Source organism: Sphingobacteriaceae bacterium (genome assembly GCA_016715905.1).
Classification (GTDB): domain Bacteria; phylum Bacteroidota; class Bacteroidia; order B-17B0; family Aurantibacillaceae; genus Aurantibacillus.
Genome location: JADJXI010000020.1, coordinates 127878 through 153821, shown reverse-complemented (window position 1 = coordinate 153821; position 25944 = coordinate 127878). Strand labels below are relative to the sequence as shown.

The window sequence follows — 25944 nt, the reverse complement described above, 5'->3', positions numbered from 1 at the left end:
TAACCAAATGTGCTCGTTCCTAATTTGTTAAAGCCCGATTAAATAAGCCCCAAAAAGTAATTTCAAAACCACTTTTTCATAGGCAATACACACTTTTGCAAAATTTGGAATCCACAAAAAATAGCCGTACCTTAATCCCTTACTGAAAGTAGTTTTCAGTAGCTTAAATTTGCAACTATGTCAAAGAATCTAAGTGAACTTTCCGGTAGAAAAGGTTTAGAAAATAATTTATTTGATAAACTCGGAAAACTTGCCGAAAAAAGCGGCACACCAAATCCCAAAAAATTGGAAGAACTGGCTCAGGAATTTCTAATTGGCACTGCCAACACTTATGGCACTTCCACCTTCTACGATTTTCTTCGTCCGGAAAATAAAAATAAAAAAGTGTACGTGTGCAATGGCACCGCTTGCGTTTGTGCAGGCACTCAGGATGCCGTAATAAAAAAATTAAAAAAGACTTTTAAAGCAGATGAAATTGGGCACATGACTTGTCTGGGCCGCTGCCACGAAAATAGTGCTTTTCATTATAAGGGAAATAATTATTCGGGAGAAGCCATCAAAAAAATAAAATTTGATGCTAAAAAAACAGCTCCGGTAAAAGACAATTATCAGGTTAAAGCTATAGGTGAGGAAATTCTAACCAAAGCGTTTACCAATATTGATGATTATTACAAGCCCTTTGTAAATGCCTTAAATACCGATTCTGCCAGCATTTTAAATGAAATAAAAATATCTAACGTTCGCGGCCGAGGCGGAGCAGGTTTTCCCATGGGAACCAAACTCGAGTTTTGCAGAAATGTAAAGAATGAGGTGAAATTTATTATTTGTAACGCCGATGAAGGAGATCCCGGCGCTTATTCCGATCGTTATTTGTTGGAAGAAAGACCTCACTCCGTATTATTTGGTATGCTTATTGCCGGTTATGTGGCGCATGCTTCTTACGGTGTAATTTATATCCGAGCCGAATATCCGGAAGCAATTCAAATTACCCAAAAAGCCATTGACGATATAAGAGAAAAAGGCCTAATTGGAAAAAACATAAGAGGAAGTTCCTTTAATTTTGATTTTAAAATTATTCAGGCCCAAGGTTCTTACATTTGCGGAGAAGAAACAGCCTTAATCAATTCTATTGAGGGACAAAGACCTGAAATCCGAGTTCGTCCTCCCTTCCCGGCTCAGCAAGGTTTGTTTAATAAACCTACCACAGTAAATAATGTGGAAACTTTAGCTGCTTTGCATTTTATCATTGAGAACGGAGGAGCAGCTTGGAAAGCTATTGGAACAGAAAAATCTTCAGGAACTAAATTAGTAAGCTTAGATAGTTTCTTTAAAAAACCCGGTATTTATGAAGTAAATATGGGCACACCGCTGTCAACCGTTATCAAAGAATGCGGTGGCGGATTTAAATCTCCGGTAAAAGCTTTACAAATTGGAGGACCATTAGGTGGACTTGTTCCTTCTTCCAAATTCAATGATTTAACCATTGATTTTGAATCTTTCTCTTCCAATGGATTTTTACTTGGTCATGCTTCCGTAGTAAGTATCCCAAAAGATTTTCCGATCATGCATTTTATTAAACATCTTTTTGATTTTGCAGCCTACGAGAGTTGTGGTAAATGTTTTCCGTGTCGTCTTGGGACAAAAAGAGGACATGAGTTAGCCAGCAAAGCAATCAACGAGGGATACAAAATTGAAAAGGAATTGTTTAATGATTTACTAACCACCCTTGAAAAAGGATCACTTTGTGCGCATGGTGGCGGTATTCCGCTACCCGTTAGAAATGCCATGCAATATTTTAATTCAGAATTAAAAAAATATTTTAATTAAGTCATATGAAAGTAGCTTATATCAATAATACTCCATTTGAAATTAAAGAAGGGGAAACTATTTTATCCTTTATCAAAAGGTATAAAGGAAAAAATGCAGTGCCCACTTTATGTGATGCGCCAAATCTTGATCCATTCGGCTCTTGCCGCGTGTGCTCTGTTGATGTAGCGCTCAGTAAAGACGGTAAATCCAAAGCCATGGCTTCATGCCACACGCCGGTGATGGAGGGTCAATACATTTATCCGGATTCAAAAGAAATTGAAAAACTGCGTAAAAATATTATCGAATTGGTTTTAACCGATCATCCGTTGGATTGTTTAACCTGCGAAGTAAATGGTAATTGTGAATTACAAACCGTTGCCGCCAGAGTTGGTGTGCGTGATGTTCGTTATCCGGAAGGAGAAAATCATTTGGATAGAAAAAAAGATAAAAGTCATCCTTACATGACTTCCGATTTATCCAAATGCATTAATTGCTATCGCTGTGTGCGTGCCTGCGATGAAGTGCAGGGGCAATTTGTTTTGAGTATGTCCGGTCGGGGATTTGATTCTAAAATTATTAAAGGATTAGATCAAAGTTTTATGGAGTCTGAATGTGTGAGTTGTGGTGCCTGTGCGCAAGCCTGTCCCACTTCTGCTATTTCTGATGTATTTGAATCCAAAGCTATAGTTGCCGATGAAAAAGTAAGAACAGTGTGTACGTATTGTGGTGTGGGTTGTAATTTGGAAGTTTCGGTAGTAAGTGGCGAAGTGAAATCCATTCAGGCACCTTATACTGCTGAAGTAAATCAAGGACATACTTGTTTAAAAGGAAGGTTTGCATTCTCATTTTATAATCATCCTGATAGAATAAAAACTCCATTAATTCGAAAAAACGGTAAGTTGGAGTCCGTTAGCTGGGATGAAGCTTATGACTTTATTGCAGATAAATTAACTTCTATCAAAACGCAATACGGACCCGATTCCATTGCCGGAATTTCTTCCGCTCGTTGTACCAATGAAGAAAATTATCTGATGCAGAAGTTCATTCGTGCCGTTATCGGTACCAATAATATAGATTGCTGCGCGCGTGTGTGTCACTCGCCTACTGCATTAGGTATGCAAAAGGCATTCGGAACCGGAGCCGCTACCAATTCGGTAGAAGATATTAAGTATACGGATTGTATAATGGTAATAGGTGCAAATCCAACCGATGCTCATCCGGTTACCGGAGCTAAACTAAAACAATTCGCCATGTCAGGCAAGCCTAGTATTGTTATTGATCCAAGAAGAACGGAAATGGCAAAATATGCTACTTATCATTTACAGCTAAAGCCTGGTACAAATGTTGCATTGATAAATATGATGTTATATTACATCATAAGTGAAGGAGCTGAAGCAAAAGAATTTATTGAAAACAGAACCGAAGGGTATGAGGATTTCAAGAATCAAATTTTAAAAGTAGATATCGCCGAAATGGAAAAAATTACCGGCGTAGATAGAAATTTGGTGAGAACTGCCGCGTTAGCATATGCTAAAGCCCCTAATGCCATGTCCTTTCACGGATTAGGCGTTACTGAACACACGCAGGGTACATTTACCGTAATGCTTATTTCAGATTTAGCTATGATTACCGGGAATATTGGTCGCAGAGGTGTTGGTGTAAATCCATTACGTGGGCAAAATAACGTACAGGGAGCTGCCGACATGGGCTGTCAGCCTCATCAGGGTGCAGGTTATTTAGATTCTTATGACCCTGAAATAAATAAACTGTATTCTGATTTTTACAATACAAAAATTCCGGTTGGGAAAGGATTAAAAATTCCGGAAATGTTCGACGCTTCAATTGACGGAAAATTAAAAGCACTTTGGTTAATGGGTGAAGACGTTGTGCAAACCGACCCTAACACCAACAAAGTAATTGCCGCCATGGAAAATTTAGATTTACTGGTTGTTCAGGAAATTTTTATGACAGAAACCGCCAAGTATGCTACGGTAATTTTACCGGGAGCCACTTTCCTTGAAAAAAGTGGAACTTATACCAATGCCGAAAGAAGAATTCAACGCGTGAATAAAGCTGTTGACCCTTTACCGGGCACTAAAGGCGATGGAGAAATTATTGTAGACATCATGAACAGAATGGGTTACAAACAAGCTGCTTATAAACCCGATACCATGTTAGAAGAGATTTCACAAATTGTACCTTTCTTTGCCGGTGTAAAGTGGGAAGAATTAGGAGATAATGGTAAGCAGTGGCCTGTTGCAAAAGATGGAAGTGACACTGAAATATTGCACATTGATTCATTTAAACGAGGAAAAGGTAAATTTCATTATTTCGATTGGAAAGAAAGTGGAGAAATTCAGAAGAATGGAAAAACTTTCCCATACATTCTCACTACGAACAGAGAATTAGAACATTATAACTGCGGAACAATGACACGAAGAACAGGCAATGTGGAAATTTTAACTGAAGATGTAATTTTAATTCATCCTGATGATGCACAAAAACACTTAATTAATTCCGGTGATTTAGTTTGCGTAGAATCAGAACGTGGTAAAGTGGATGTTAAAGCAAAAGTTACAACAGAAGTTAAGCCGGGTATTTTAAGTACTACTTTTCACTTTCCTGAAATAATGCTAAACATCATTACCGGGGATGAACACGACTCCGAAGCGCTTTGTCCGGAATATAAAGTTGTAGCTGTCAACATTCGTAAAAGTAAAGGAGCTAAGAAAAAATTAGCCGAAGCGATAAAATGAGTGCCGCTCAGATAAGTCCTGAAACATTTGCTTTTCTTAAAAAATTAGCAAAAAATAATAATCGAGACTGGTTTAATAAAAATAAGGAGACGTATATCCATGCTCATGAAAATGTGATTGCATTTGCCGATATGTTGTTGGCAGAAATGCGTAAACATGACAATATTGAAACAGCAAGCGGAAAAAATGCACTGATGCGCATTTATCGCGATACCCGTTTTTCAAAAGACAAAACTCCTTACAAAATTCATTTTGCCGGCGGTTTTAAAAGAGCCACAAAAAAATTAAGAGGCGGGTATTACTTTTCAATTAGCCCCGGAAATACTTTAGTTGCAGGTGGCTTTTACGGGCCTGAGCCTAATGATTTAGCGCTTATCCGACAAGATATTGATTACAATTATAAGGATTGGAAAAAATTATTAGCCAATAAAAAGCTGAAAGGAACTTTTAGTGAACTGGTTGGAGAGAAAGTAAATTCTGCTCCCCGCGGATATGCCAAAGATCATCCGGCAATAGAAATATTAAAACACAAACAATTTTTCTTTGTGAAAAAATTTACTGATGCACAGGTATTAAAACCCGGATTTTATAAAGAAATGAATAAAGCATTTAAAGATTTGAGGGTGTTTTTTGATTATATGAGTGAAGTATTAGGAAGTAATAGTAATGGAGAAGCCGATCAGTAATTCATGAGCCACATCAATTGAAATTTTTTTTTGACACAATTGTAGCATCATTAATTGAATTCGAATTAAACAAGAAATCGTTTTCGAAAATTTGAAATGTCAAACTAACTAAACTCTTAATGAATATTTTTTATTCTGCAAGTAAGTTTCACTTGAAAAAAACTAAAATGCATGTTAACTTTAAGCAGCAGAAAAAACGCGAATTTTTAAAATGGAACTGGGAATATTATTAGTATTTATTATTGGTTATGCATTAATTGCATTTGAACACTCGGTAAACATTAATAAAGCAGCCATTGCCTTATTAACCGGCACACTTTGTTGGACGCTTTATGCTTTTCACTTAAATGACGCCCATTTAATTAATGAACAGTTGGAAAGTCACTTAAGTGAAATTTCCGGAATATTATTTTTCTTAATGGGAGCCATGACTATTGTTGAGCTTATTGATGCCCATGATGGTTTTGATGTAATTACAAACTCCATAAAAACTTTAAATAAGCGAAAACTACTTATAATTGTTTGTGTACTCTCCTTTTTTCTTTCAGCTGTATTAGATAACCTAACCACCACCATTGTGATGGTATCCTTAATACGAAAACTTTTAACTGACCGTAAAGATCGTTTACTGTTTATTGGCATGCTCATCATTTCAGCGAATGCCGGTGGAGCATGGACTCCAATTGGAGACGTAACCACAACCATGTTATGGATTGGTGGACAAATTACATCTGCCACCACAATTAAAACACTATTGATTCCGAGTTTAGTATGCATGCTTGTACCATTAATTTTAGTTTCAATAAATTTGAAAGGAAGCGTTGTGCGTAGTGGAGAAAGTAAAGAAAAAAATGTAAGTGAAGCAACAAAAGGACAGCGAATGACGATTTTACTTTCAGGAATTGCCATATTATTATTTGTGCCTGTTTTTAAAACCATTACACATCTTCCACCCTTTATGGGAATGGTATTTGGATTGGGCTTACTTTGGATAATATCCGAGTTAGTGCATAAAGATAAAGATGAGGCCGATAAAAATAATTTTTCGGTATTATTTGCATTAAGAAAAATTGATATGCCAAGTGTGTTATTTTTTTTAGGAATTTTACTTTCCATATCTGCTTTACACTCCAACGGGCAACTAGTTCAGCTTGCTCAGTTCATGAATGATAAAATTGGTAACTTAAATTCCATCGTATTATCAATAGGCTTATTGTCGGCTATTGTAGATAATGTTCCCCTTGTTGCCGCCAGTATGGGCATGTATGATTTAAAAACATTTACCACCGATCATTTTTTCTGGCAATTCTTAGCCTATTGTGCCGGAACAGGTGGAAGTGTGTTAATTATAGGCTCAGCGGCCGGTGTTGCCGCCATGGGTATTGAAAAAATTAATTTTATCTGGTATATCAAAAAAATCAGCTGGTTGGCTTTAGCAGGATACTTTGCCGGAGCAGCTGTTTTCATTATTTTAAATTAACAATTATTTTGTGTGACTTATTTATATTAATCGTAATTTTACGATTAATAAGAAAGTCCAATGGGTGTCACAAAAACCGAAGAATATACAAACCGTCAGAATAAAACGGCTAAATATGCTAAAGCCTTGGCACATCCGGCAAGACTTGCCATATTGGAATTACTTATTAAAAAACAAAGTTGTGTTTGCGGAGATATAGTTGATGAACTACCTCTTTCACAAAGCACCGTATCACAACATTTGAAAGAATTAAAAGAAGCCGGACTAATTACCGGAGATATTGAAGGCGTGAAGGTTTGTTATTGTATAGACCCGAAAGAATGGGAAAATGCCAAAACTAGTTTAACAAACCTGTTTGCGTCTTTTATTCAAAAAAATAAATGCTGTTAAAAAATAAAACTATGAAGCTATCAGAATTTAAAAAACAACTCGCGCTGGTAAATGAATTAAATTTCGTTTTACCTAATGGAAAATTTGTGCCGGCTCATTTTCACGTAACCGAAATTGGACAAGTGAATAAACATTTTATTGATTGCGGCGGAACGGAGCGCAAAGAAAATAAAGTGAATTTTCAATTGTGGGAGGCTAACGATTTTGATCATCGTTTGGCACCTCAAAAACTCAGTGATATTATTACACTCTCTGAAAAAGTTTTAGGAATCGTTGACGGAGAAATTGAAGTAGAATATCAGGGTGAAACGATTGGAAAATATGGATTAGCATATAACGGAAAAAGCTTTTCCCTAACCCAAACCAAAACCAATTGCTTAGCCAGTGACAAATGTGGCATTCCGCCAGAAAAATTAAAAGTTTCTTTATCAGAACTCACCACAAATAAACAAGCCTGCTGCACTCCGGGTTCTGGCTGTTGTTAATCTGAGAAAATGTATAATACTATTAATGCTTATTGCGATCGCTTATGTACTGAATTCGATCAAATCCCTGAAAAGCGTAAAGAACTTTTATTGCAATTGAGCCATTACATAACCAACAAAATACAAAAACAATTAAACGTAAATCTGGTTTACATTTGCACCCACAATTCTCGCCGAAGCCATTTCGGTCAAATTTGGGCGCAACTGGCAGCGTCGTATTTTCAATTAAAGCATATTCATGCCTTTTCAGGAGGCACAGAAGAAACTGCCTTTAATGTCAATGCCATAAATGCGTTAAAAAGAATTGGCTTCCATATTAAAACGATTGGCGAAGAAAAAAATCCGGTTTATCATTTATTATTTTCTGAAATCAATAAACCCATCATTTGTTTTTCCAAAAAATACGATCATGAAGTAAATCCCAAAAACGAATTTGCCGCCATTATGACCTGCAGCGATGCGGAACAAAACTGTCCGTTTATTCCGGGTGCAGAATTAAGAATTGGAACCACATACGATGATCCGAAAGCTTTTGATAATACGCCTTTGCAAGGTGAAAAATACGATGAACGTTGCAAACAAATAGCCTTAGAAACCTTTTTTGTTTTTGACCAAGTAAAAAAACTTAGCATTTGAATATGAAAAAATATTTTGCTGAATTTTTAGGAACATTTGCTTTAGTTTTTTGTGGAACCGGCGCTATCATCATTGATCAGGAAAGCGGGGGACAAATTGGAAACCTGGGCATTGCCATTACTTTTGGATTAATAGTTGCTGCTATGATTTATTCCTTTGGAGAAATTTCCGGTGCACATTTAAATCCGGCTGTTACTTTGGCCTTATGGATGAATAAAAGTTTTTCCTCTAAACTACTCCTTCCCTATCTTTTTGCTCAAACTGTTGGAGCACTATTCGCCAGTTTTACATTAAAATTTCTCTTTCCGGCCAATGAAATGTTGGGTGCAACAATGCCGGCAGGATCTGATGCGCAATCCTTCATTTTGGAAATTATTCTTACTTTCTTCTTAGTTCTCGTTATCTTTTTAGTTTGCAACGGCAATAAAGAACAAAAAATGTTTGCCGGATTAATTATTGGCTTTGTGATTTTACTAGAGGCCTTATTTGCAGGCCCAATATGTGGTGCATCCATGAATCCGGTTCGCTCATTAGCACCGGCTCTTGTTTCCGGACATATAGAACATTTAGGTATTTATTTAAGCGCACCTTTTTTAGGAAGCATAGCGGCGGTTTTTACTATTAAAATTTTCAAAAAAGAATCTTAAATGAAATCAAAAAAATCAATTTGGACAAGTTTTGGTGGCGGAATAAGTTCTGCGGTTCCTATTTTACTTTCTTGTTGCAAAAGCGGAGCCTGCATCGGTGTTTGCGCCAGTCCATTGGCTTCATTATTTGGCGTCTCCTCCTCTGCTCTGGCTAGTTCTCCATTAGTAAGTGCGCTAGAACCTTTGCTCATTGCTATCAGTGCGGTATCTTTTACCATTTCTTATTATTCACTTTATGTACTTCCAAAAATAAACTGCGCAACCGGAGAATGCGATTGTGCACCGGACGAAAAGGAAATGAGAAAAACAAAAATTGCAAAATTGATTTTTTGGATTGGTTTAGTATTAAGCTTAAGTTTTCTTACTTATTTTGAATATTCTAAATACAATGCGGCCGTTGAACAACAAGAGCAAGGTGCTACCTGCACAGATGAAGAAGCATGCTGTTCGGAAGAAGGAGAGGGTTGTTAAAATGAATTTAGAATTACCTCAAGCCCGCATTCACCTCATCCAAAGCTTTTGAACCCGGACATAAATCTTTTTCGTTTAATTGATTTAAAGGCGTATCGCTGGTATTAATCATATGATGCAAATCTTTGGTGTTTGGATCTACATAAATTAAACCGGTTAAAATTTCATCTTTGCTTTTTGCATTTAAAATAGCATTCATGGCTGATTGACGATTTAAAGGGTCCCAATCTTCCGATAATTTTTGTAATTGAATTTTTGAACCATCGTGCATGGTTACTTGCTTTGCACTTCCTTCTTTATAAGAAACACTTATTTCCTGCATTTCCGGAACAAAATCAAAAGTTGCTGTAGCTTCAATATGTTCACGCACGTAATCGTAAGATTTAGTAGAGCCTGGATTGTTGTTGAAAGTTACACAAGGAGAAATAACATTAATGAATGCAAAGCCGGGATGTGACATGGCCGCTTTGATTAAAGGAACCAATTGTGTTTTATCTCCCGAAAAACTTTGTGCTACGAAAGTGGCTCCCAATTCCAATGCCAAACTCGTTAAATCTATGGCCTCAAAAATATTGGTATTACCGGATTTATTTTTTGAGCCATGATCAGCTGTTGCAGAATCTTGTCCTTTTGTTAAACCATAACAACCATTATTCATTACCACATAAACCATATTTAAATTTCTGCGGATAACATGCACAAATTGCCCCATTCCAATTGAAGCAGAATCTCCATCGCCTGAAACTCCAAAATAAATTAACTCTTTGTTGGCTAAGTTGGCACCAGTAGCCACAGAAGGCATACGGCCGTGAACGGAATTAAATCCATGCGAATTACTCAAAAAATAGGCCGGTGTTTTAGAAGAACAACCTATACCGGATAATTTAGCTAAACGATGTGGCTCTATATTCAAATCATAACAAGCCTGCACTATTCCTGCTGAAATAGAATCGTGGCCACAACCTGCGCACAGCGTTGACAAAGACCCTTCATAATAATCAATGGTATATCCCAGTTTATTCTTCTTAAGTTCAGGATGACGGAATTTTGGTTTAACGTAGGTCATTTTATTTTGACTTTAATGTTTTTGATAATTTAATATTATTTTCTACTTGATTTAAAATGTTATCGGCTGTAATGGGCATACCATTGTAATTTAATATAGAAACCAATTTTGCCGGATTAGCATTTAATTCCATCATGAGTAAACTTTTCATTTGCGCATCACGATTTTGTTCAATCACATAAATAGTTTCGTGATCATTAATGAAATCTGCAACAGTTTGATTAAATGGAAATGATTTGATACGGATGGCATCCACAAAAATATTTTTTTCTTTTAGTAAATCCATCGCTTCTCCGGCCGCATACGTTGATGTTCCGAAAAATAAGAGTCCGCTTGAAAATTTATTTTTTTCACCCACAATTTCAGGTGCAGGAACTTTAGTTTTTGCGGTTTCCCACTTCTTTAATAAACGATCCATGTTTCTTTGATAAGCATCTCCATCTTCGGTATACACCGCATACTCATCTCTGGAAGTTCCACGGGTAAAATAAGATCCCTTGGTTGGATGAGTACCTGGATATGTTCTATACGGAATACCATCATTATCCACATCTAGATAACGTCCAAATTTTTGAATTTTATCCAATTGCTCGGCCGTTAAAACTTTTCCTCTATTGTATTTTCTTTTATCGTCCCACTTAAATGGTTCTGAAACGTGATCGTTCATTCCCAAATCCAAATCTGTTAGCATAATAACCGGAGTTTGCAATTCTTCAGAAAGATCAAAAGCATCCGCCGTCATTTCAAAACACTCTTTAGGCGTTGAAGGAAAAAGTAAAACTTGTTTGGTATCACCATGCGAAGCGTATGCCGCCTCTAATACATCTGATTGTTGTGTTCGCGTAGGCATTCCGGTTGAGGGACCTGTACGTTGAACATCAATAAGTACGGCAGGAATTTCAGCAAAGTAAGCTAAACCTAAAAACTCATTCATTAAAGAAACACCCGGACCACTAGTTGCGGTAAAAGAACGAGCTCCATTCCAATTAGCGCCAATAACCATACCAATGGCGGCAAGCTCATCTTCAGCCTGTACAATAGCTACATTTCTTTTTCCTGTTTTTTCATCTACTCTGAATTCATCCGCATAATTCATAAAAGCTTCCACAACTGAAGTAGATGGTGTAATGGGATACCAGGCCGCTACGGTTGCACCGGCATAAACAGCTCCTAATCCGCAAGCTGAATTTCCGTCAATCATAATCGCATCCTTTAATAAATCTCTGCGTTCTAATCTAAATTCTAAGGGATATTTAAAATTTTGATGTATATAATCAACTCCCAATTGTAATGCTTTTACATTGGATGGAATTAATTTTTCTTTTCCTTTAAACTGATCGGCTAATAAGCCTTCGAGTACACTAAATTCTATATTTAATAATGCAGCTAATGCACCAACATAAATGATATTTTTAAATAATTGTCTCTGTCTGGCATCCGTGTAGTTTGCGTTACAAATTTCCATTAAGGGAATGCCAATGTAATTAATGTCCTCACGAATGTAATTCGGATTTAATTTTTTTGAACTATCGTACAAAAAATATCCACCTGGACGAACAGATTCCACATCCTTAGCCATGCTTTGTGGATTAACCGCAACCATTAAATCAATTCCTTCTCTTCTTCCCAAATATCCTTTTTCACTCACCCTTACTTCATACCAGGTAGGTAATCCTTGTATATTAGATGGGAAAATATTTTTGGGAGTAACCGGAATGCCCATTCGGAAAATGGCTTTAGTAAAAAGAAAGTTCGCGCTGGCTGAACCCGTTCCATTCACATTCGCGAAGCGAACTACAAAATCATTTATTTTATCTTTAGACATATTACGTTCTAATTAATTGAGTCTATAATTTTATTTAACCTTATTTAATGAGTTGATAACACTGGCTTCTTTTCCGGCCTTGGTGATTCCGTAAAAATATTTTTGCATATCCCACGCAGCTGTTGGGCAACGCTCGGCACACAGTCCGCAATGCAAACAAACATTTTCATCTTTCACCATAATGCGCTTTGTAGGTAATGAAGCAGAAATATAAATGTCTTGTGTTTTATTGGTGGCAGGCACTTTTAAATTCGCCCTTAATATTTCTTCATCATCCTCATTATTGGTAAAGGTGATACAGGAAGTTGGACAAATATCTACACAAGCATCACATTCAATGCATTTATTTTCGGTAAAAACTGTTTGCACATCGCAGTTTAAACATCTGGCAGCTTCTTTAAAACCCGTAGGTAAATCAAAACCAAGTTCAACTTCCTTTTTCCTGTTGCTAAGTGTGAGTTTTTTGTCGGCCTGTGGCACTATATATCTTTGATCGATGGTTACTTCACTTTCATAACTCCACTCATGTATTCCCATTTTTTGGCTCATGAGATTTACCATTGGTGCGGGACGATCTTTCACTAAGTCTTTCGCATTGCAAAATAAATCAATAGAAATAGCGGCTTGATGGCCGTGAGCTACTGCGGTGATTACATTTTTCGGTCCCCAAGCAGAATCGCCTCCAAAAAACACTTTAGGATTACTGGATGCAAAAGTTACTTCATCTACTTTTGGCATTTCCCATTTGTCAAATTCAATTCCTAAATCGCGCTCAATCCACGGAAAACTATTTTCCTGACCAATAGCAATAATTACGTCATCAGCTGCTTCAAAAACTTCGGCTTCACCGGTAGGAACTAATTTGCGTTTACCCTGCTCATCATACACCGCATGCACTTTTTCAAATGTCATACCTTTCAAAACTCCATTTTCCACTACAAATGTTTTTGGTACATGATTATCAATAATTGGAATATCCTCATGAATGGCATCTTCTTTTTCCCAAGGCGATGCTTTCATTTCAGCAAAAGGAGAACGTACAATCACCTTTACTTCTTCTCCACCTAATCTTCTTGAGGTTCGGCAACAATCCATCGCTGTATTTCCTCCACCTAAAACAATCACTTTTTTTCCAATCTTTTTAGTATGTTCAAAAGCAACGCTGGCTAACCAATTAATACCAATATGAATATTTTTAGCTCCTTCATTTCTTCCAATCATATCCGGTAAATCTCTTCCCTTTGGTGCACCTGTACCTACAAACACGGCATCATAATCTTTAGACAATACTTCTTTTAAACTTTTTACGTAATGATTAAAATGTGTGTGAATGCCTAAATCTAAAATATAGTTTACTTCTTCATTTAAAACAGTTTCGGGTAATCGGAATGAAGGAATCTGACTTCTCATAAATCCGCCGCCCAGGTTTTGTTCGTCAAATAAATGTAACTCATAACCCAATGGAGCTAAATCACGAGCTACGGTTAACGAAGCCGGGCCACCACCAATTAAAGCAATTTTTTTTCCGTTTGGTTTAAAAGGTCCTTTTGGCATATACTTGCTTAAATCCCCTTTATTATCAGCGGCCACTCTTTTTAATCGACAAATAGCAACAGGCTCTTCTTCCACTCTTACCCTTCTGCAGGCCGGTTCACAAGGTCGGTCACAGGTTCTTCCTAACACTCCGGGAAAAACATTAGAATCCCAGTTCACCATATAGGCTTCCGGGTATTTTCCTTCTGATATTAAACGAATGTAATGCGGCACAGGAGTGTGCGCAGGGCAGGCATATTGGCAGTCAACCACTTTGTGGTAATACTCCGGGTTTTTAATGTCCGTTGGCTTCAAAGTATAATGAATTTAGAATTTAAAAGTAAATTTTTTTGGATTGAATTTAAAATGTGACTTCCCTTTTTCATTGGTAAATTTCACTTTTCTGTTAAGAATATCTTCAAATTTAACATATTATTCAATATATTCATAATTAGGTAAAATAATTTTTAGGGAATGAATTTTTAGCAGGTAAATGGCTGTGTTTATCGGTCTCTTCTCTCTTTTATTAACTAAAAAAACACAGGTCCCAAATCGCTAAATAATAACTTTTTAATAGGCTTTTAGCTGTAAAATTTCATTAAATTTGTTGTTCATTTTACAAAAACAACATGGATAAGTTTTCGTACGTAGGTACCAGCGATGTGAACGCAATTGAAAGTCTCTTTTTGCAATATTCAAAAGATCCTTTATCGGTTGATCAGTCTTGGGCCGACTTCTTTAAGGGTTTTGAATTTGCAAGTACTAATTTTTCTTCAGGCCATGATGCCATACCTGAAAATGTTACCAAAGAGTTTAAGGTAATTAACTTAATTGCCGGATATCGGCAACGCGGACATTTGTTTACCCACACTAATCCGGTTCGTACTCGCCGCACTTATCAACCTACCTTGGCTATTGAAAATTTTGGCCTGAGTGAAAAAGATTTGGAAAGTGTTTTTCAGGCCGGTACCGAAATTGGTATAGGTCCGGCAAAATTAAAAGACATCATTGCCCACTTGGAAGAAACGTATTGCGAAGCTATAGGTGCTGAATACATGTTTATGCGTGAACCTTCAACCATTAAATGGTTACAAGGTAAAATGGAGAAATCTAAAAACACACCAACCTATTCACAGGAGGAAAAGAAAGATATTTTATTGGATTTAATACACGCGGTAGTTTTTGAAAACTATCTGCATACCAAATTTGTTGGACAAAAAAGATTTTCATTAGAAGGTGGTGAAGCGGTGATTCCGGCTATGGGCGCTCTAATGAAACAAGGCGCAGATATGGGTATTGAAGATTATGTGATTGGAATGGCACACCGCGGAAGATTAAATGTGTTAACCAACATCATGAATAAAAAATACAAAGATGTTTTTACTGAATTTGAAGGCAGAGAAAGTGAAGATTCTTTATTTGACGGTGACGTAAAATACCACATGGGTTATTCATCAGATCAGATTTATAATGGGAAAAAAATTCACACCAGCTTAACACCAAATCCATCGCACTTAGAAACTGTTGCGCCGGTTGTGGAGGGAATTGTTAGAGCTAAAATTGATAATTTACACCACGGGGATTTTTCTAAAGCCTGCCCGATTATTTTGCACGGAGACGCGGCCATTGCCGGACAGGGAATTGTATATGAAGTGTTACAAATGAGCCAATTGGAAGCCTACAAAACAGGAGGAACGATTCACTTTGTAATAAACAATCAAGTAGGATTTACAACCAACTATATAGATGCGCGATCATCAACCTATTGTACTGATGTAGCTAAAGTAGTTTTGAGTCCGGTGTTTCATGTGAATGGTGACGATGTTGAAGCATGTTGTTTTGTTGCCAGATTGGCCATGGAATTTCGCCAAACCTTTCATCGTGATGTGTTTATTGATGTACTTTGTTATCGCAAATACGGTCACAATGAAGGTGATGAACCTCGATTTACACAACCCTTGCTGTATAAAGCCATTTCTTCTCATCCAAATGTAAAAGATATTTATGTTCAGCAATTGGCCAAAGAAGGTTCGGCGCTTGCGCAAGAGGCAAAAACTTTAGAACAAGAATTTAAAAGTCAATTGGATTCGGATTTAGATTTTGCTAAAAAAACGGATAAAACAAAAATTACTTCATTTTTGGAAGGATACTGGAAAGGAATAAAAATGGCTGACGCCAGCGATTTTGATGAATCACCCGACACTTCCATTGCTGAAAAACTTTTCTTAGAACTAGCCGTTAAAACCACTGAATTACCTGCCGATAAAAAATTCTTTAATAAAATAAAAAAAGTATTTGAAGATCGTAAGGCAATGATTAAGGGTGATAATTACGATTGGGCCATGGGTGAATTATTGGCTTACGCATCATTGTTGCATGAAGGATTTCCAATTCGTTTCAGTGGACAAGACGTTGAACGCGGCACTTTCTCGCATCGCCATGCCGTTATTAAAATAGAAGATAGCGAAGAAGAATACACACCACTGAATACCGTTAGTGAAAAAAATAAATTAAATATTTACAACTCCTTATTAAGCGAGTATGGTGTATTGGGATTTGAGTATGGTTATGCTTTTGCCGCCCCTAATTCTTTAACGATTTGGGAAGCTCAATTTGGCGATTTCTTTAACGGAGCACAAATTATAATTGACCAATATTTAACTTCCGCCGAATACAAATGGAGAAGAATGAACGGTTTGGTGATATTATTACCACATGGATATGAAGGACAGGGACCGGAACACTCCAGTGCCAGAATGGAAAGATTTTTACAAGCCTGTGCAGAAAATAATCTGCAAATCATCAATGCAACCACGCCTGCCCAACAATTTCACGTGATTCGCAGACAATTGAAACGCGAATTTAGAAAACCACTCATTTGTTTTACCCCTAAAAAATTATTGCGCTATCCAAGTTGCGTGAGCCCTTTAAAAGATTTTACAAAAAATAAATTTAATGAGGTTTTGGATGATCAAGTGGATTCCAAAAAAGTAACCCGTATAGGATTTTGCTCCGGTAAAATTTATTACGATTTAATTGAACGCCGTCAAAAAGAGGAATGTGATGATATTGCCTTTATTCGCTTGGAACAATTATATCCATTCCCACATAAACAGGTAAATGCTATATTAAAGAAATATGCGAAAGTCAAAGAATATTTATTTATTCAGGAAGAACCTGAAAATATGGGCCCATACCGATTTGTAGATAAACATTTGCGTTCATTGAATTTAAAATATATAGGAAGAGATGAAGCAGCAAGTCCGGCTACCGGTTTTGCAAAACGTCATGCCATGGAAAATGAAGAAATCATGACCGGCATTTTTTCAAAAGTAGCAGTAAAATAAAATATTAATAAGTAAAAATATTATGGCAATTGTAGAATTAAAAGTACCAAGTCCCGGAGAATCAATTACGGAAGTAGTTATTGCAAAGTGGGTAAAAAACACCGGCGATGTAGTTGAAAAAGACGATGTGCTGGCGGAAATAGATTCCGATAAAGCAACGCTTACGCTGAATGCTGAAGAAAGCGGAAAGATTGAAGTTTTAGCAGCCGAAGGAGATACGGTGAAAGTAGGACAAGTGGTTGTAAAAATAGATACTTCGGTAAAACCGGTGGCTTCGACAAGCTCAGCCACCACCAATAGTTCCGCAAATGGAAATGAATCAAAACCAGAAGAGAAAAAAGTTGTAGTCCAAGAAGGTTCTAAATCAGAGGAGAAATCACACGCAAGCGGAACACCAAGTGTGGCCGCTGCAAAAATAATGGCGGAGAATAATATTAAAGCCACGCAATTAAACGGAAGTGGAAAAGACGGTAGAATTACCAAACAAGATGTATTAGCCGCCTTAGCTAACGGTTTACCAAGTGCTGGCAAAGCCTTAAGTAATAGCTGGCAGGGAACACGAGATAAGGAAAAAGTGAAAATGACTTCACTACGGAAAGTTGTGGCTAAACGATTGGTTGCTGTAAAAAATGAAACAGCCATGTTGACTACATTTAATGAAGTAGACATGAGTGCCATTTATGAAATACGCGCAAAGTATAAAGATAAATTTAAAGAAGCGCATCAAAGCGGATTAGGATTTATGAGTTTCTTTACCAAAGCCGTTTGCGAGGCACTATATCATTTTCCGGCGGTGAATGCGATGATTGATGGAGAAGAAATTGTGTACAACAAATATTGTGATATTGGTATTGCCGTAAGCGCTCCAAAAGGATTAATGGTTCCGGTATTACGAAATGCAGAACTAATGAGTTTGGCAGAAATTGAATTAGGCATTAAAGCCTTAGCGATAAAAGCGCGTGACGGTAAATTAACTATTCCCGAAATGGAAGGCGGAACTTTTACCATTACTAACGGTGGTGTATTTGGCAGTATGATGAGTACCCCCATAATTAATCCGCCTCAAAGTGCAATCTTAGGCATGCACAACGTGGTAGAAAGACCCATGGCCGTAAACGGAAAAGTAGAAATCAGACCCATGATGTATATAGCCTTAAGTTATGATCACCGTATTATTGACGGCAGAGAGAGTGTTGGATTTTTAGTGAAAGTAAAGGAAATGTTGGAAAATCCAAGCCGCATTATTTTTGGAGGAAAAAATCCGGAAGAAATTCTGCTGGGTTTATAAATTAGTAAACACTCCCTTGCTCATTCAGCAAGGGATTTTTTTTAACGCTATGAAAAAATATTTTGCGATAATTTTGTTGCTCACTTGCTTTGTAAGTAACGCCCAGGAAAATAAAAACTACGATGCCACTTTAGCCAAAAAATTGGGAGCGGATGATTACGGCATGAAGCAGTACGTGATGGCCTTTTTAAAAAAAGGACCAAACAGAACTCAAGATTCTGCAACGGCAGCAAAATTGCAAAGCGCACACTTGGCCAATATTAATCGCATGGCTCAAAATGGCGAATTAGTGGTGGCTGGTCCTTTTTTAGATGAAGGAGAAATAAGAGGTATTTACATTTTTAATGTTGAAACCATTGAAGCAGGAAAAAAACTAACGGAAAGCGATCCTGCTATACAAGCCGGAAGATTAATTATGGAATTACACCCTTGGTATGGCTCCGCTGCCTTAATGCAAGTAAACGACACGCATAATAAAATTCAAAAAAAGGATTTTTAAGTTTTTATTTCTTTTATGGTTTAGAATATTAAACCACATAGCATTAAATGTTTTGTAAACGCTAACTACATGCATTTCAAATTTAGAAGAATTCTGGTACTCACACTTCTCCGCCCCGGCGGAGTGTGCCACGCTTCGACTACCATTTCTACGGAAGGCAGGCGCTCAACTTGACATTCGGGAATTCCAACAAAAAAACTTGTAACCAATAACTCAAAAACCAAAAACACTTTTATGATCTTTTATTTCTTTTATGGTTTAAAGTGAAAGAATTTAATTTCGAAAGTAAAAATCACATACATAAAAATTATTTTAATAATTTTCCTATGTAAATCTAATCTTACACTTTAACTCTCAGAAAAAACTATGAATCTATGTGGTTAAAAATTTATATAGGTTTGGGTAATCAAACCTGTATCCCAATAACCAACACATCATCTGTTTGTTCTTCTTCTTGTTTCCAGTTATTTAAGGAGTAATCCAAAAATGCTTCTTGTTCTTCTATATTCATTTCGGCCGCAATTTTAAGCAATTCTTTAAAATTCTTTTTGTTTAATTTTTTGTAATCACTTCCTCCAAACTGATCAATGTAACCGTCGGTAAACAAATATAAATTATCGCCCGGCTCAACCAACACAACCTGTTCTTCAAATATTTTATTTACATCATTATAAAAACCTAAAGGGTAACGGCTTGCTCTAAATTCAATCACCTCTCCCCTTCTTACAATAATCATGGGCCTTAAGGCTCCGGCAAAGTGCAACCTTCCTTTTTTGTGATTTAAACTTATTACGCTTACATCCATCCCATCCATATTTATTTCATTGCCATTGGAGTTAATGGCTTTGTAGAGTTCTCTATCTAATTCATATAAAATCTGAGATACAGCTTTGGCTTTTTTATTGAGCATTACCTCTTTCACAATACTGTTTGCTACCATACTCATCATCGCGCCGGGCACACCATGCCCCGTACAATCAATAGCAAAAGCATAACTGCATTCTTCATCTCTGTGAAAAAAGTAAAAATCACCGCTCACTACATCTTTCGGCCGGTACAAAACAAAGTTGTGTTTAAAAACTTTATCAATTACCGCTTTTGATTGCAGACTGTTGTGCTGAATCCGTTTGGCGTACATGATGCTATCGGTTATCTCCTGATTCTTGGTTTGCAGTTGCTTATTTTTTTCCAGCAACTGTTTCTCCTGATTTTTCTTATCTGTAACATCATAGCCTATACCAATCATTTGTTCATCACTTAAAAAGGAAACATTCCAACGTATCCATTTTTGTCCACCCTGTTTTGTTCTGAATTGGTGTTCAAATGATTCGGACGTTTTATTTTGTACACGCATCAAGGCCAAAATTTTATTTTTTGTTCTTTCTCCTTCCGGTCTTGAAAAGCGCGTTACTTCCCACCAGTTTTCACCAACGAGTTGGCTGCTATCATAGCCTAATAATTGACCGGCCGATTGACTTACGTATTCGGCATTGCCATACTTGTTGATTACAACAACCAGGGCGTTTAATTTTTCGAGTATCTGCTCTTGCAGAAAAGTTTGTACCATAACGGTTAAAATAAAAAATGAGTAAAATAAAATGATTTGAAAAGGGCTAATGTCGTAACATTAGCAAATAATTAAGCGCCACATCGGGCGATAATTATACTGCTGTTTAAAGCTGCAAATATGTTTATTGATAAACATGTAATCGCTCAAAGGTATTTGTTTTTAATTAATCGGCAAAAAAATATTTATTTTGGCTTAAATTAACCTGAAATTGCGCTTTTGAAATTTAAAACTCATCTTTGTTTACCTTAAATTAAAAAATTATGCCTGTTATTTTACCCGTTAAAGGAGTGAGTCCCCAGTTTGGTGATAATTGTTTTATTGCCCCCAATGCTACTGTTGTGGGAGATGTGATTATAGGCAACGAATGCAGTATATGGTTTAATGCCGTGGTAAGAGGCGACGTGAATAGCATACGTATGGGGAACAAAGTGAACATACAAGATGGGGCAGTGATCCATTGCACCTATGAAAAAACCAAAGTAAATTTAGGGAACAATGTTTCTGTTGGACATAATGCGATAGTACACGGTTGTACAGTGCACGACAATGTATTAATTGGCATGGGCGCCATTGTAATGGATAATTGCGAAATTGGAAGTAACACCATTATTGCAGCAGGGGCTGTAGTAACAGAAGGAACAAAAGTACCCAGTGGTTGTATTTTTGCCGGTGTACCGGCCAAAAAAATAAAAGATATTTCGGAAGAATTAATTCACGGTGAAATTGACCGGATTGCCAATAATTATTTAATGTATAGCGGCTGGTTTAAATAAAAACTGACCGATTGCCCAATAAAATTACTCTACAATTACCTTTTTGCTAATGGCGGAATTTTTACCTTTTATTTGCAGAATGTAAATTCCCGCAGATAAATCCTTGGTACTGAAACTAAAGGTATTGTTTAAAGCCTTTACCCAATCTCTTCTTAAAACGGTAATTAATTTTCCTTGCGCATCATATAATTCAAAGCTCAAATATTCCGCTTCTTTTAAATTTAAATCAACGCTAAAAATATCTTTTGCCGGATTGGGATAAAGTGAGGTATTGATTAATTGATTTTCTTCTTTTTTAACTTCGGTAACAAAAATGGGATTGAGTGCTAATTGTGCCACCCATCCTGCATGTGCATAAGGATAAGAAATATTATACGTGTATGCATAATATCCACTGATCCACACCTCACCCGGATTAGCATACTTTCTTTGAGAACCGGTATAATCTCCCCATCTTTCCAAATTACTTTGCAATAAGTTTACGTAGTTAGTACCGTTTTGTATTCTTAATATGGGTGAATAATCCCCTGCTCCATCCGCCCGAATAGCCGAAACACCCCCAAATACTTTATCTGAACTGTGATCAAAACTGATAATGGAAGTATTATCTAATGCCGAATTTCCGGCGTAAGAAATATTGGGATATCCAAAATCCATGGTATCGTTTGGAATGATGTATCCTGTAATAGTTGGACTAGGTGAAGATGGATTCTCTATTCTTCCGTAATAAATACTTGGTCGACTGTTAGCGGGATTATTGGTGTTGTGCACATACTGAATCATGTTATTTTCAAAAAACGCACCCAAATTACGACTATCATTACAAGCTAACATTTGTGTAGTGTTGGTTTGTCGGGCTTCAGTTGGAAAATAATAAGGTGTACTTGCCGTAGCCGATTTTGCCGTTAAGGTTTGTCCCGGAGCTCCAATGGTATCATTGATGTGTACAATAAAAACAGAATCGTTTTGCGCATCCAAATTTCTATTCGAAATAAACCACATATCGGGCTTGTATAATTTACTTCCTCCTTTAACCGGACATAAATTTCGAATGGGTCGGCCATTTAAATTAATATTGGTATGCAACATGGCGGGTAAGGGTAAACCGTTATAGGCGTTCTCTTTCCGCATTTGCCAAACAATGGTTTCAACAAATCCGGTTTGCCAAGGTTGATTATTGTGTAATAAATTTAAAGTAAGAAAAACTTCCGTTTCTGTCATGGATAACATAGGATAATCGCTCCACAAGGTATTATTCAACGGGTTGCCCGGCAGCATATATAAGTTCCAGTTTCCCGATGGGTCGTTGGTTTGCGAAAATCCGATAATAACTTTACTAGTAGTATCCACAAAACCAACCAAACACACCATTACAAAACGATCGGTTTTAGGATCGTACATTACCTTTGGATCAAACTCTTGATGTAAATTATTTACCGGAGTGGTCCAGGCTGCTAAGGATTTATAAACTACAACTGTATTGGTAATTGTATTTTTTACATGAATATTAGTATTCACTACTGAAATAGCCATACCGGCATCTGAAATAGCCATGTCGTTATCATTAGGAGTGCTCAATCCCCAGATATTAGCCTGATAACTCTGACCTAATGAAAGAGAAGGTAAAACGGCGGCTTGTGGCTTTGCCAAAGTTGTTGGAGGATTTAATAAATGTGTATTTTCCACTTTATCCTTTCCTTGTTTAGGCATTTCATTCACGAGTAATTTCGGACTATAATCCACCTTAATTTCGGAGAGATTTACGGTTGCTTTTTTATCAAAAACAAAATTGTATTTTTTGGATTTCGCATTTTGTGTAACACCAACAAAAAAAGTGCTTGCGAAAAGAAAAGTAAAAATTAGCCTCATAGAATTTTAAAATTTGCGTATTAAATGTATGAAAAATTAACGTTGTTTACAAGTAGGGGTTAATTCTCGAATTTATAATGGGTATAATCGTTAAGGAGGGTATTAAAAAAATCAACGTCGTTTTGCTGAGGATTGTGAATTCCGTATTTATTCTGAATTTTTTCTCTTAACAACTTAAGGTGTTCGCGCTGTTCTTGTAAAGCACTGAATTTCAAAACCTCTTTAATAATATTCGCATCCTTATCGCTTAACATGGCTACTTGGCTGTACTGAATTTTATAATTTGATTGCATACGATTTAAAATGGTTTCGTTTATACTTACCTTTTTATTTAGATGAATAACCGTAGTTCCGGCCACCATATCCCCAAAGCGTTGCGATTTTTCACTAACGGCAACCGCTAAAATAGCAATTAATGGCCTATCAATAATACGAAACATAGAGCGTATTAAATAAGTGCCAAAATTGGGTTGCGTGCCATTTAATTTTATCACCTTAATTTTTACAATCTTTTTTCCGAAACTTTGCCCGTTTAAAAAAGTTTCACACAATAAATGATAAACAAAAGCCGGCAATAAAAATAAAATTAGTAGGCCTATCATAGCCTGATTAAAGCTTTCGTTTTCATTAAAATTACCGCTATACACATTTTTTCGAATAACAAAATTGGTGAATACAGTAACTAAAATTATAATATAAGTATATACAAAAAGTGTATCCAGTAAACCGGCTAATATTCGCAAACCTACTCCGGCAGCTGAGTATTCCAGATTAACATTTTGTGTGGTATTTACCTGAATTTTTTCCAATGAATAAGCTTTGTTTTTATTTCAATATTGTATACATTTATTCAAACCAAAGATACTAAATTATTACCCCCACCTATGAAAGAGATTAGCTTTTTAAAGCAGAACGCCAAAAAGTGGGAGAATTACGAAAAGGTAATTGAGCAGGAAAAAAAGGTAAGTCCGGCTGAACTTACGGAAATGTTTATAGAATTAACGAACGACCTCTCGTATGCCAATACCAATTATGCAGAAACTCAAACTAAAGCCTATTTAAATAGTTTAGCAGAAAGAGTTCATCATTTAGTATATAAAAACAAAAAAGAAACGGGGAATCGTATTGTTCATTTTTATGCGCACGAGATTCCGATGCTGTTTGCTAAACACCACAAACAATTATTGAATTCATTTTTGGTAACTTGCATTGCAACCCTTATTGGAGTTTTATCACAAATTTATGATGATACTTTTGTTCGTTTGATTTTAGGAGATAATTATGTTGATTCTACCATTGAGCGAATAAAAAATGGAAATCCCATTGGAATTTATGGAGAGGGTAATCAATTTTACATGTTTGTTGCCATTACCATTAACAATATTAGAGTTTCTTTTATAGCATTTGTTTTTGGCATTTTTACTGCCTTTGGTACATCTTTATTATTGGTACAAAACGGCATTATGTTGGGAAGTTTTTTCGCCATGTTTTATCAATACAATGTTTTAGACCAAGCCTTAAAAGTAGTTTGGATACACGGCACACTCGAAATTTCTGCCATTATCATTGCCGGTTGTGCGGGCTTTATTTTAGGCAATAGTTTTGTTTTTCCAAAAACACACACCCGATTTCATTCTTTTAAAGAGGGCGGAAAAACCGGATTGAAAATTGTGATTGGACTTGTTCCGGTATTTATCATGGCCGGGTTTCTCGAAAGTTTTGTTACCCGCTACACCGAAATGCCTTTAGCTTTAAGCCTGGTAATCATTGGCGGTTCGTTTGCTTTTATTGCGTTCTACTTTATTATTCTTCCAATAATTCTAAAAAACAAAAATTTAAAACATGCATAAGAAAATTTATTACAAACAGGTGCGCGATTTAGGCGGCATATTCAGCGCTACTTTCGGATTTATAAAACATAATTTTAAAACACTTTATGGGAGTCTACTTTTTTTTGCCGGTCCGCTTTTACTCATCGCCGCAACAGTTTCTTCCGTAATGATTGGCACCTCATTAAATTTCGGAATGTTAAGAGGCAACGGGGTTGGCTTAGGTAGTATTTACGGTGATATTATAATAGCTTACCTCACCACCATGTTTATATTAATGATTGGTATTACCATATACAATGTGATCTTAAACAGAAATATTATTGAAAATGAAAAACTAGGCACTGAAGAACCATTAACCATTAAACACAGTACACTGTATTTTTGGAGTGATTTTTGGAGAGTATTAGGTAATATGCTATTACTTGGAATAGTGATGTTTGTAACCCTTGCAATTGTGGTACTTTTATTTGCCGGTATTTTCGCCTTACTGGGTGGCGGTAAAAGTGGCGGCGGTATGGTAGTGATAGCCTTGGGCGTAATTCTTGTAATAATTAGCATGATTATTTTTGGGCCCATACTTTCGTTTTTGCCCATGGCCTCTTTATTTGTTTGTCAACGTGATGAAATAAATATTTTTGCCGCTCTAAAAAAAGTACTGTTCTACATGAAAGGAAATTTCTGGATAACCTGGGTAATTACCATGGTTGGATTACTCATGTATATGGTATTAGGCTCCATAGTGCAAATTCCAGTTTTTATTGTTTCATTAATAACTACTTTTTCCCGTGCAAACAGCACCGTTGGTTATGGTATGGCCGATCAATCTACTCCAATATTGCTAACTGTGGTTACAGCCATTTGTACCTTGCTTTCTTATGGAGTTATGGTGATTTATTATCTTACTACCATTTATCAATTTACCAGCCTGGAAGAAAAAAAGGAAGGCGTATCCATTATTGATAAAATAAACCAAATACAATAA

Annotated in this window: 21 protein-coding genes; 15 read left to right on the top strand and 6 right to left on the bottom strand. The window is 36.5% G+C overall.

Annotated elements, in window-relative coordinates:
* Positions 1 to 177: 177 nt before the first annotated feature.
* The 9 genes from IPM51_16105 to IPM51_16065 all read left to right on the top strand — a co-directional run bounded on the left by IPM51_16105 (position 178) and on the right by IPM51_16065 (position 9360).
* Entirely contained in the window at positions 178 to 1827 is a 1650-nt protein-coding gene (locus tag IPM51_16105; protein MBK9285820.1) for an NAD(P)H-dependent oxidoreductase subunit E, read from the top strand.
* Between the two features lie 5 nt (positions 1828 to 1832).
* Positions 1833 to 4565: a formate dehydrogenase subunit alpha gene (fdhF, locus tag IPM51_16100; protein ID MBK9285819.1), complete on the top strand. Its 2733-nt coding sequence runs from the start codon at positions 1833 to 1835 to the stop codon at positions 4563 to 4565.
* A complete protein-coding gene (locus IPM51_16095; GenBank protein MBK9285818.1) occupies positions 4562 to 5251 on the top strand; it encodes a DUF2461 domain-containing protein in 690 nt (229 codons plus the stop codon). The genes fdhF and IPM51_16095 overlap by 4 nt, the downstream gene beginning before the upstream one ends.
* Positions 5252 to 5462: 211 nt before the next feature.
* The gene (nhaD, locus tag IPM51_16090) at positions 5463 to 6731 is read left to right on the top strand and encodes a sodium:proton antiporter NhaD (protein ID MBK9285817.1); all 1269 of its coding nucleotides are present in this window, start codon (positions 5463 to 5465) and stop codon (positions 6729 to 6731) included.
* Between the two features lie 60 nt (positions 6732 to 6791).
* Entirely contained in the window at positions 6792 to 7121 is a 330-nt protein-coding gene (locus tag IPM51_16085) for a winged helix-turn-helix transcriptional regulator (GenBank protein ID MBK9285816.1), read from the top strand.
* An 11-nt stretch (positions 7122 to 7132) separates the two neighbouring features.
* Complete coding sequence (locus IPM51_16080) at positions 7133 to 7606, top strand: hypothetical protein (protein MBK9285815.1); 474 nt, start codon at positions 7133 to 7135, stop codon at positions 7604 to 7606.
* 9 nt (positions 7607 to 7615) lie between these two features.
* Entirely contained in the window at positions 7616 to 8242 is a 627-nt protein-coding gene (locus IPM51_16075) for a protein-tyrosine-phosphatase (protein MBK9285814.1), read from the top strand.
* Between the two features lie 2 nt (positions 8243 to 8244).
* Positions 8245 to 8889, top strand: coding sequence for an aquaporin (locus IPM51_16070; GenBank protein MBK9285813.1), 645 nt, complete (start codon positions 8245 to 8247; stop codon positions 8887 to 8889).
* Entirely contained in the window at positions 8890 to 9360 is a 471-nt protein-coding gene (locus IPM51_16065; protein MBK9285812.1) for a hypothetical protein, read from the top strand.
* A gap of 13 nt (positions 9361 to 9373) precedes the next feature.
* Here the strand turns inward: IPM51_16065 and IPM51_16060 are convergent, their stop codons facing one another.
* From IPM51_16060 to IPM51_16050, 3 genes are read right to left on the bottom strand one after another with little or no spacing between them, the layout of a single operon-like run.
* On the bottom strand, positions 9374 to 10426 hold the full coding sequence (locus tag IPM51_16060) for a 2-oxoacid:ferredoxin oxidoreductase subunit beta (GenBank protein MBK9285811.1): 1053 nt from the start codon (positions 10424 to 10426) through the stop codon (positions 9374 to 9376).
* Position 10427: 1 nt separating this feature from the next.
* A complete protein-coding gene (locus IPM51_16055) occupies positions 10428 to 12251 on the bottom strand; it encodes a 2-oxoacid:acceptor oxidoreductase subunit alpha (protein ID MBK9285810.1) in 1824 nt (607 codons plus the stop codon).
* Between the two features lie 30 nt (positions 12252 to 12281).
* Positions 12282 to 14099, bottom strand: a complete 1818-nt coding sequence (locus IPM51_16050) for an FAD-dependent oxidoreductase (protein ID MBK9285809.1) — start codon at positions 14097 to 14099, stop codon at positions 12282 to 12284.
* 314 nt (positions 14100 to 14413) lie between these two features.
* On the opposite strand from IPM51_16050, the gene IPM51_16045 reads away from it, so the two are divergent.
* The 3 genes from IPM51_16045 to IPM51_16035 are packed head-to-tail and all read left to right on the top strand — an operon-like array spanning position 14414 to position 18918.
* Positions 14414 to 17131, top strand: a complete 2718-nt coding sequence (locus tag IPM51_16045; protein MBK9285808.1) for a 2-oxoglutarate dehydrogenase E1 component — start codon at positions 14414 to 14416, stop codon at positions 17129 to 17131.
* 22 nt (positions 17132 to 17153) lie between these two features.
* Positions 17154 to 18419 carry a 2-oxoglutarate dehydrogenase complex dihydrolipoyllysine-residue succinyltransferase gene (gene odhB, locus IPM51_16040; protein MBK9285807.1) on the top strand — a complete coding sequence of 422 codons (1266 nt, stop codon included), beginning with the start codon at positions 17154 to 17156 and terminating at the stop codon, positions 18417 to 18419.
* Positions 18420 to 18468: 49 nt separating this feature from the next.
* On the top strand, positions 18469 to 18918 hold the full coding sequence (locus IPM51_16035; protein ID MBK9285806.1) for a hypothetical protein: 450 nt from the start codon (positions 18469 to 18471) through the stop codon (positions 18916 to 18918).
* A gap of 406 nt (positions 18919 to 19324) precedes the next feature.
* On the opposite strand, the gene IPM51_16030 is transcribed toward IPM51_16035, so the two are convergent.
* Positions 19325 to 20485, bottom strand: a complete 1161-nt coding sequence (locus IPM51_16030) for a SpoIIE family protein phosphatase (protein ID MBK9285805.1) — start codon at positions 20483 to 20485, stop codon at positions 19325 to 19327.
* Positions 20486 to 20748: 263 nt separating this feature from the next.
* Here IPM51_16030 and IPM51_16025 point away from each other — a divergent pair, with 263 nt between their 5' ends.
* Positions 20749 to 21261: a gamma carbonic anhydrase family protein gene (locus IPM51_16025; GenBank protein MBK9285804.1), complete on the top strand. Its 513-nt coding sequence runs from the start codon at positions 20749 to 20751 to the stop codon at positions 21259 to 21261.
* A gap of 24 nt (positions 21262 to 21285) precedes the next feature.
* Here IPM51_16025 and IPM51_16020 read toward each other — a convergent pair whose 3' ends face one another.
* Together IPM51_16020 and IPM51_16015 are read right to left on the bottom strand one after the other, a co-directional pair.
* Positions 21286 to 23130, bottom strand: a complete 1845-nt coding sequence (locus tag IPM51_16020) for a T9SS type A sorting domain-containing protein (protein ID MBK9285803.1) — start codon at positions 23128 to 23130, stop codon at positions 21286 to 21288.
* 59 nt (positions 23131 to 23189) lie between these two features.
* Complete coding sequence (locus IPM51_16015) at positions 23190 to 23939, bottom strand: RDD family protein (protein ID MBK9285802.1); 750 nt, start codon at positions 23937 to 23939, stop codon at positions 23190 to 23192.
* Positions 23940 to 24014: 75 nt separating this feature from the next.
* On the opposite strand from IPM51_16015, the gene IPM51_16010 reads away from it, so the two are divergent.
* Positions 24015 to 24980, top strand: a complete 966-nt coding sequence (locus IPM51_16010; GenBank protein MBK9285801.1) for a stage II sporulation protein M — start codon at positions 24015 to 24017, stop codon at positions 24978 to 24980.
* Positions 24973 to 25944, top strand: coding sequence for a hypothetical protein (locus IPM51_16005; GenBank protein ID MBK9285800.1), 972 nt, complete (start codon positions 24973 to 24975; stop codon positions 25942 to 25944). The genes IPM51_16010 and IPM51_16005 overlap by 8 nt, the downstream gene beginning before the upstream one ends.

Excerpts from the sequence above, each read along its gene's own strand:
- IPM51_16080 (MBK9285815.1), top strand. The coding sequence starts at position 7,133 with ATGAAGCTATCAGAATTTAAAAAACAACTCGCGCTGGTAAATGAATTA.
- IPM51_16055 (MBK9285810.1), bottom strand. The coding sequence starts at position 12,251 with ATGTCTAAAGATAAAATAAATGATTTTGTAGTTCGCTTCGCGAATGTG.
- IPM51_16030 (MBK9285805.1), bottom strand. The coding sequence starts at position 20,485 with ATGGTACAAACTTTTCTGCAAGAGCAGATACTCGAAAAATTAAACGCC.
- IPM51_16035 (MBK9285806.1), top strand. The coding sequence starts at position 18,469 with ATGAAAAAATATTTTGCGATAATTTTGTTGCTCACTTGCTTTGTAAGT.
- IPM51_16025 (MBK9285804.1), top strand. The coding sequence starts at position 20,749 with ATGCCTGTTATTTTACCCGTTAAAGGAGTGAGTCCCCAGTTTGGTGAT.
- IPM51_16060 (MBK9285811.1), bottom strand. The coding sequence starts at position 10,426 with ATGACCTACGTTAAACCAAAATTCCGTCATCCTGAACTTAAGAAGAAT.
- odhB (MBK9285807.1), top strand. The coding sequence starts at position 17,154 with ATGGCAATTGTAGAATTAAAAGTACCAAGTCCCGGAGAATCAATTACG.
- IPM51_16070 (MBK9285813.1), top strand. The coding sequence starts at position 8,245 with ATGAAAAAATATTTTGCTGAATTTTTAGGAACATTTGCTTTAGTTTTT.
- IPM51_16085 (MBK9285816.1), top strand. The coding sequence starts at position 6,792 with ATGGGTGTCACAAAAACCGAAGAATATACAAACCGTCAGAATAAAACG.
- IPM51_16075 (MBK9285814.1), top strand. The coding sequence starts at position 7,616 with ATGTATAATACTATTAATGCTTATTGCGATCGCTTATGTACTGAATTC.
- IPM51_16005 (MBK9285800.1), top strand. The coding sequence starts at position 24,973 with ATGCATAAGAAAATTTATTACAAACAGGTGCGCGATTTAGGCGGCATA.
- IPM51_16045 (MBK9285808.1), top strand. The coding sequence starts at position 14,414 with ATGGATAAGTTTTCGTACGTAGGTACCAGCGATGTGAACGCAATTGAA.
- nhaD (MBK9285817.1), top strand. The coding sequence starts at position 5,463 with ATGGAACTGGGAATATTATTAGTATTTATTATTGGTTATGCATTAATT.
- IPM51_16010 (MBK9285801.1), top strand. The coding sequence starts at position 24,015 with ATGAAAGAGATTAGCTTTTTAAAGCAGAACGCCAAAAAGTGGGAGAAT.
- IPM51_16105 (MBK9285820.1), top strand. The coding sequence starts at position 178 with ATGTCAAAGAATCTAAGTGAACTTTCCGGTAGAAAAGGTTTAGAAAAT.
- fdhF (MBK9285819.1), top strand. The coding sequence starts at position 1,833 with ATGAAAGTAGCTTATATCAATAATACTCCATTTGAAATTAAAGAAGGG.
- IPM51_16020 (MBK9285803.1), bottom strand. The coding sequence starts at position 23,130 with ATGAGGCTAATTTTTACTTTTCTTTTCGCAAGCACTTTTTTTGTTGGT.
- IPM51_16065 (MBK9285812.1), top strand. The coding sequence starts at position 8,890 with ATGAAATCAAAAAAATCAATTTGGACAAGTTTTGGTGGCGGAATAAGT.
- IPM51_16095 (MBK9285818.1), top strand. The coding sequence starts at position 4,562 with ATGAGTGCCGCTCAGATAAGTCCTGAAACATTTGCTTTTCTTAAAAAA.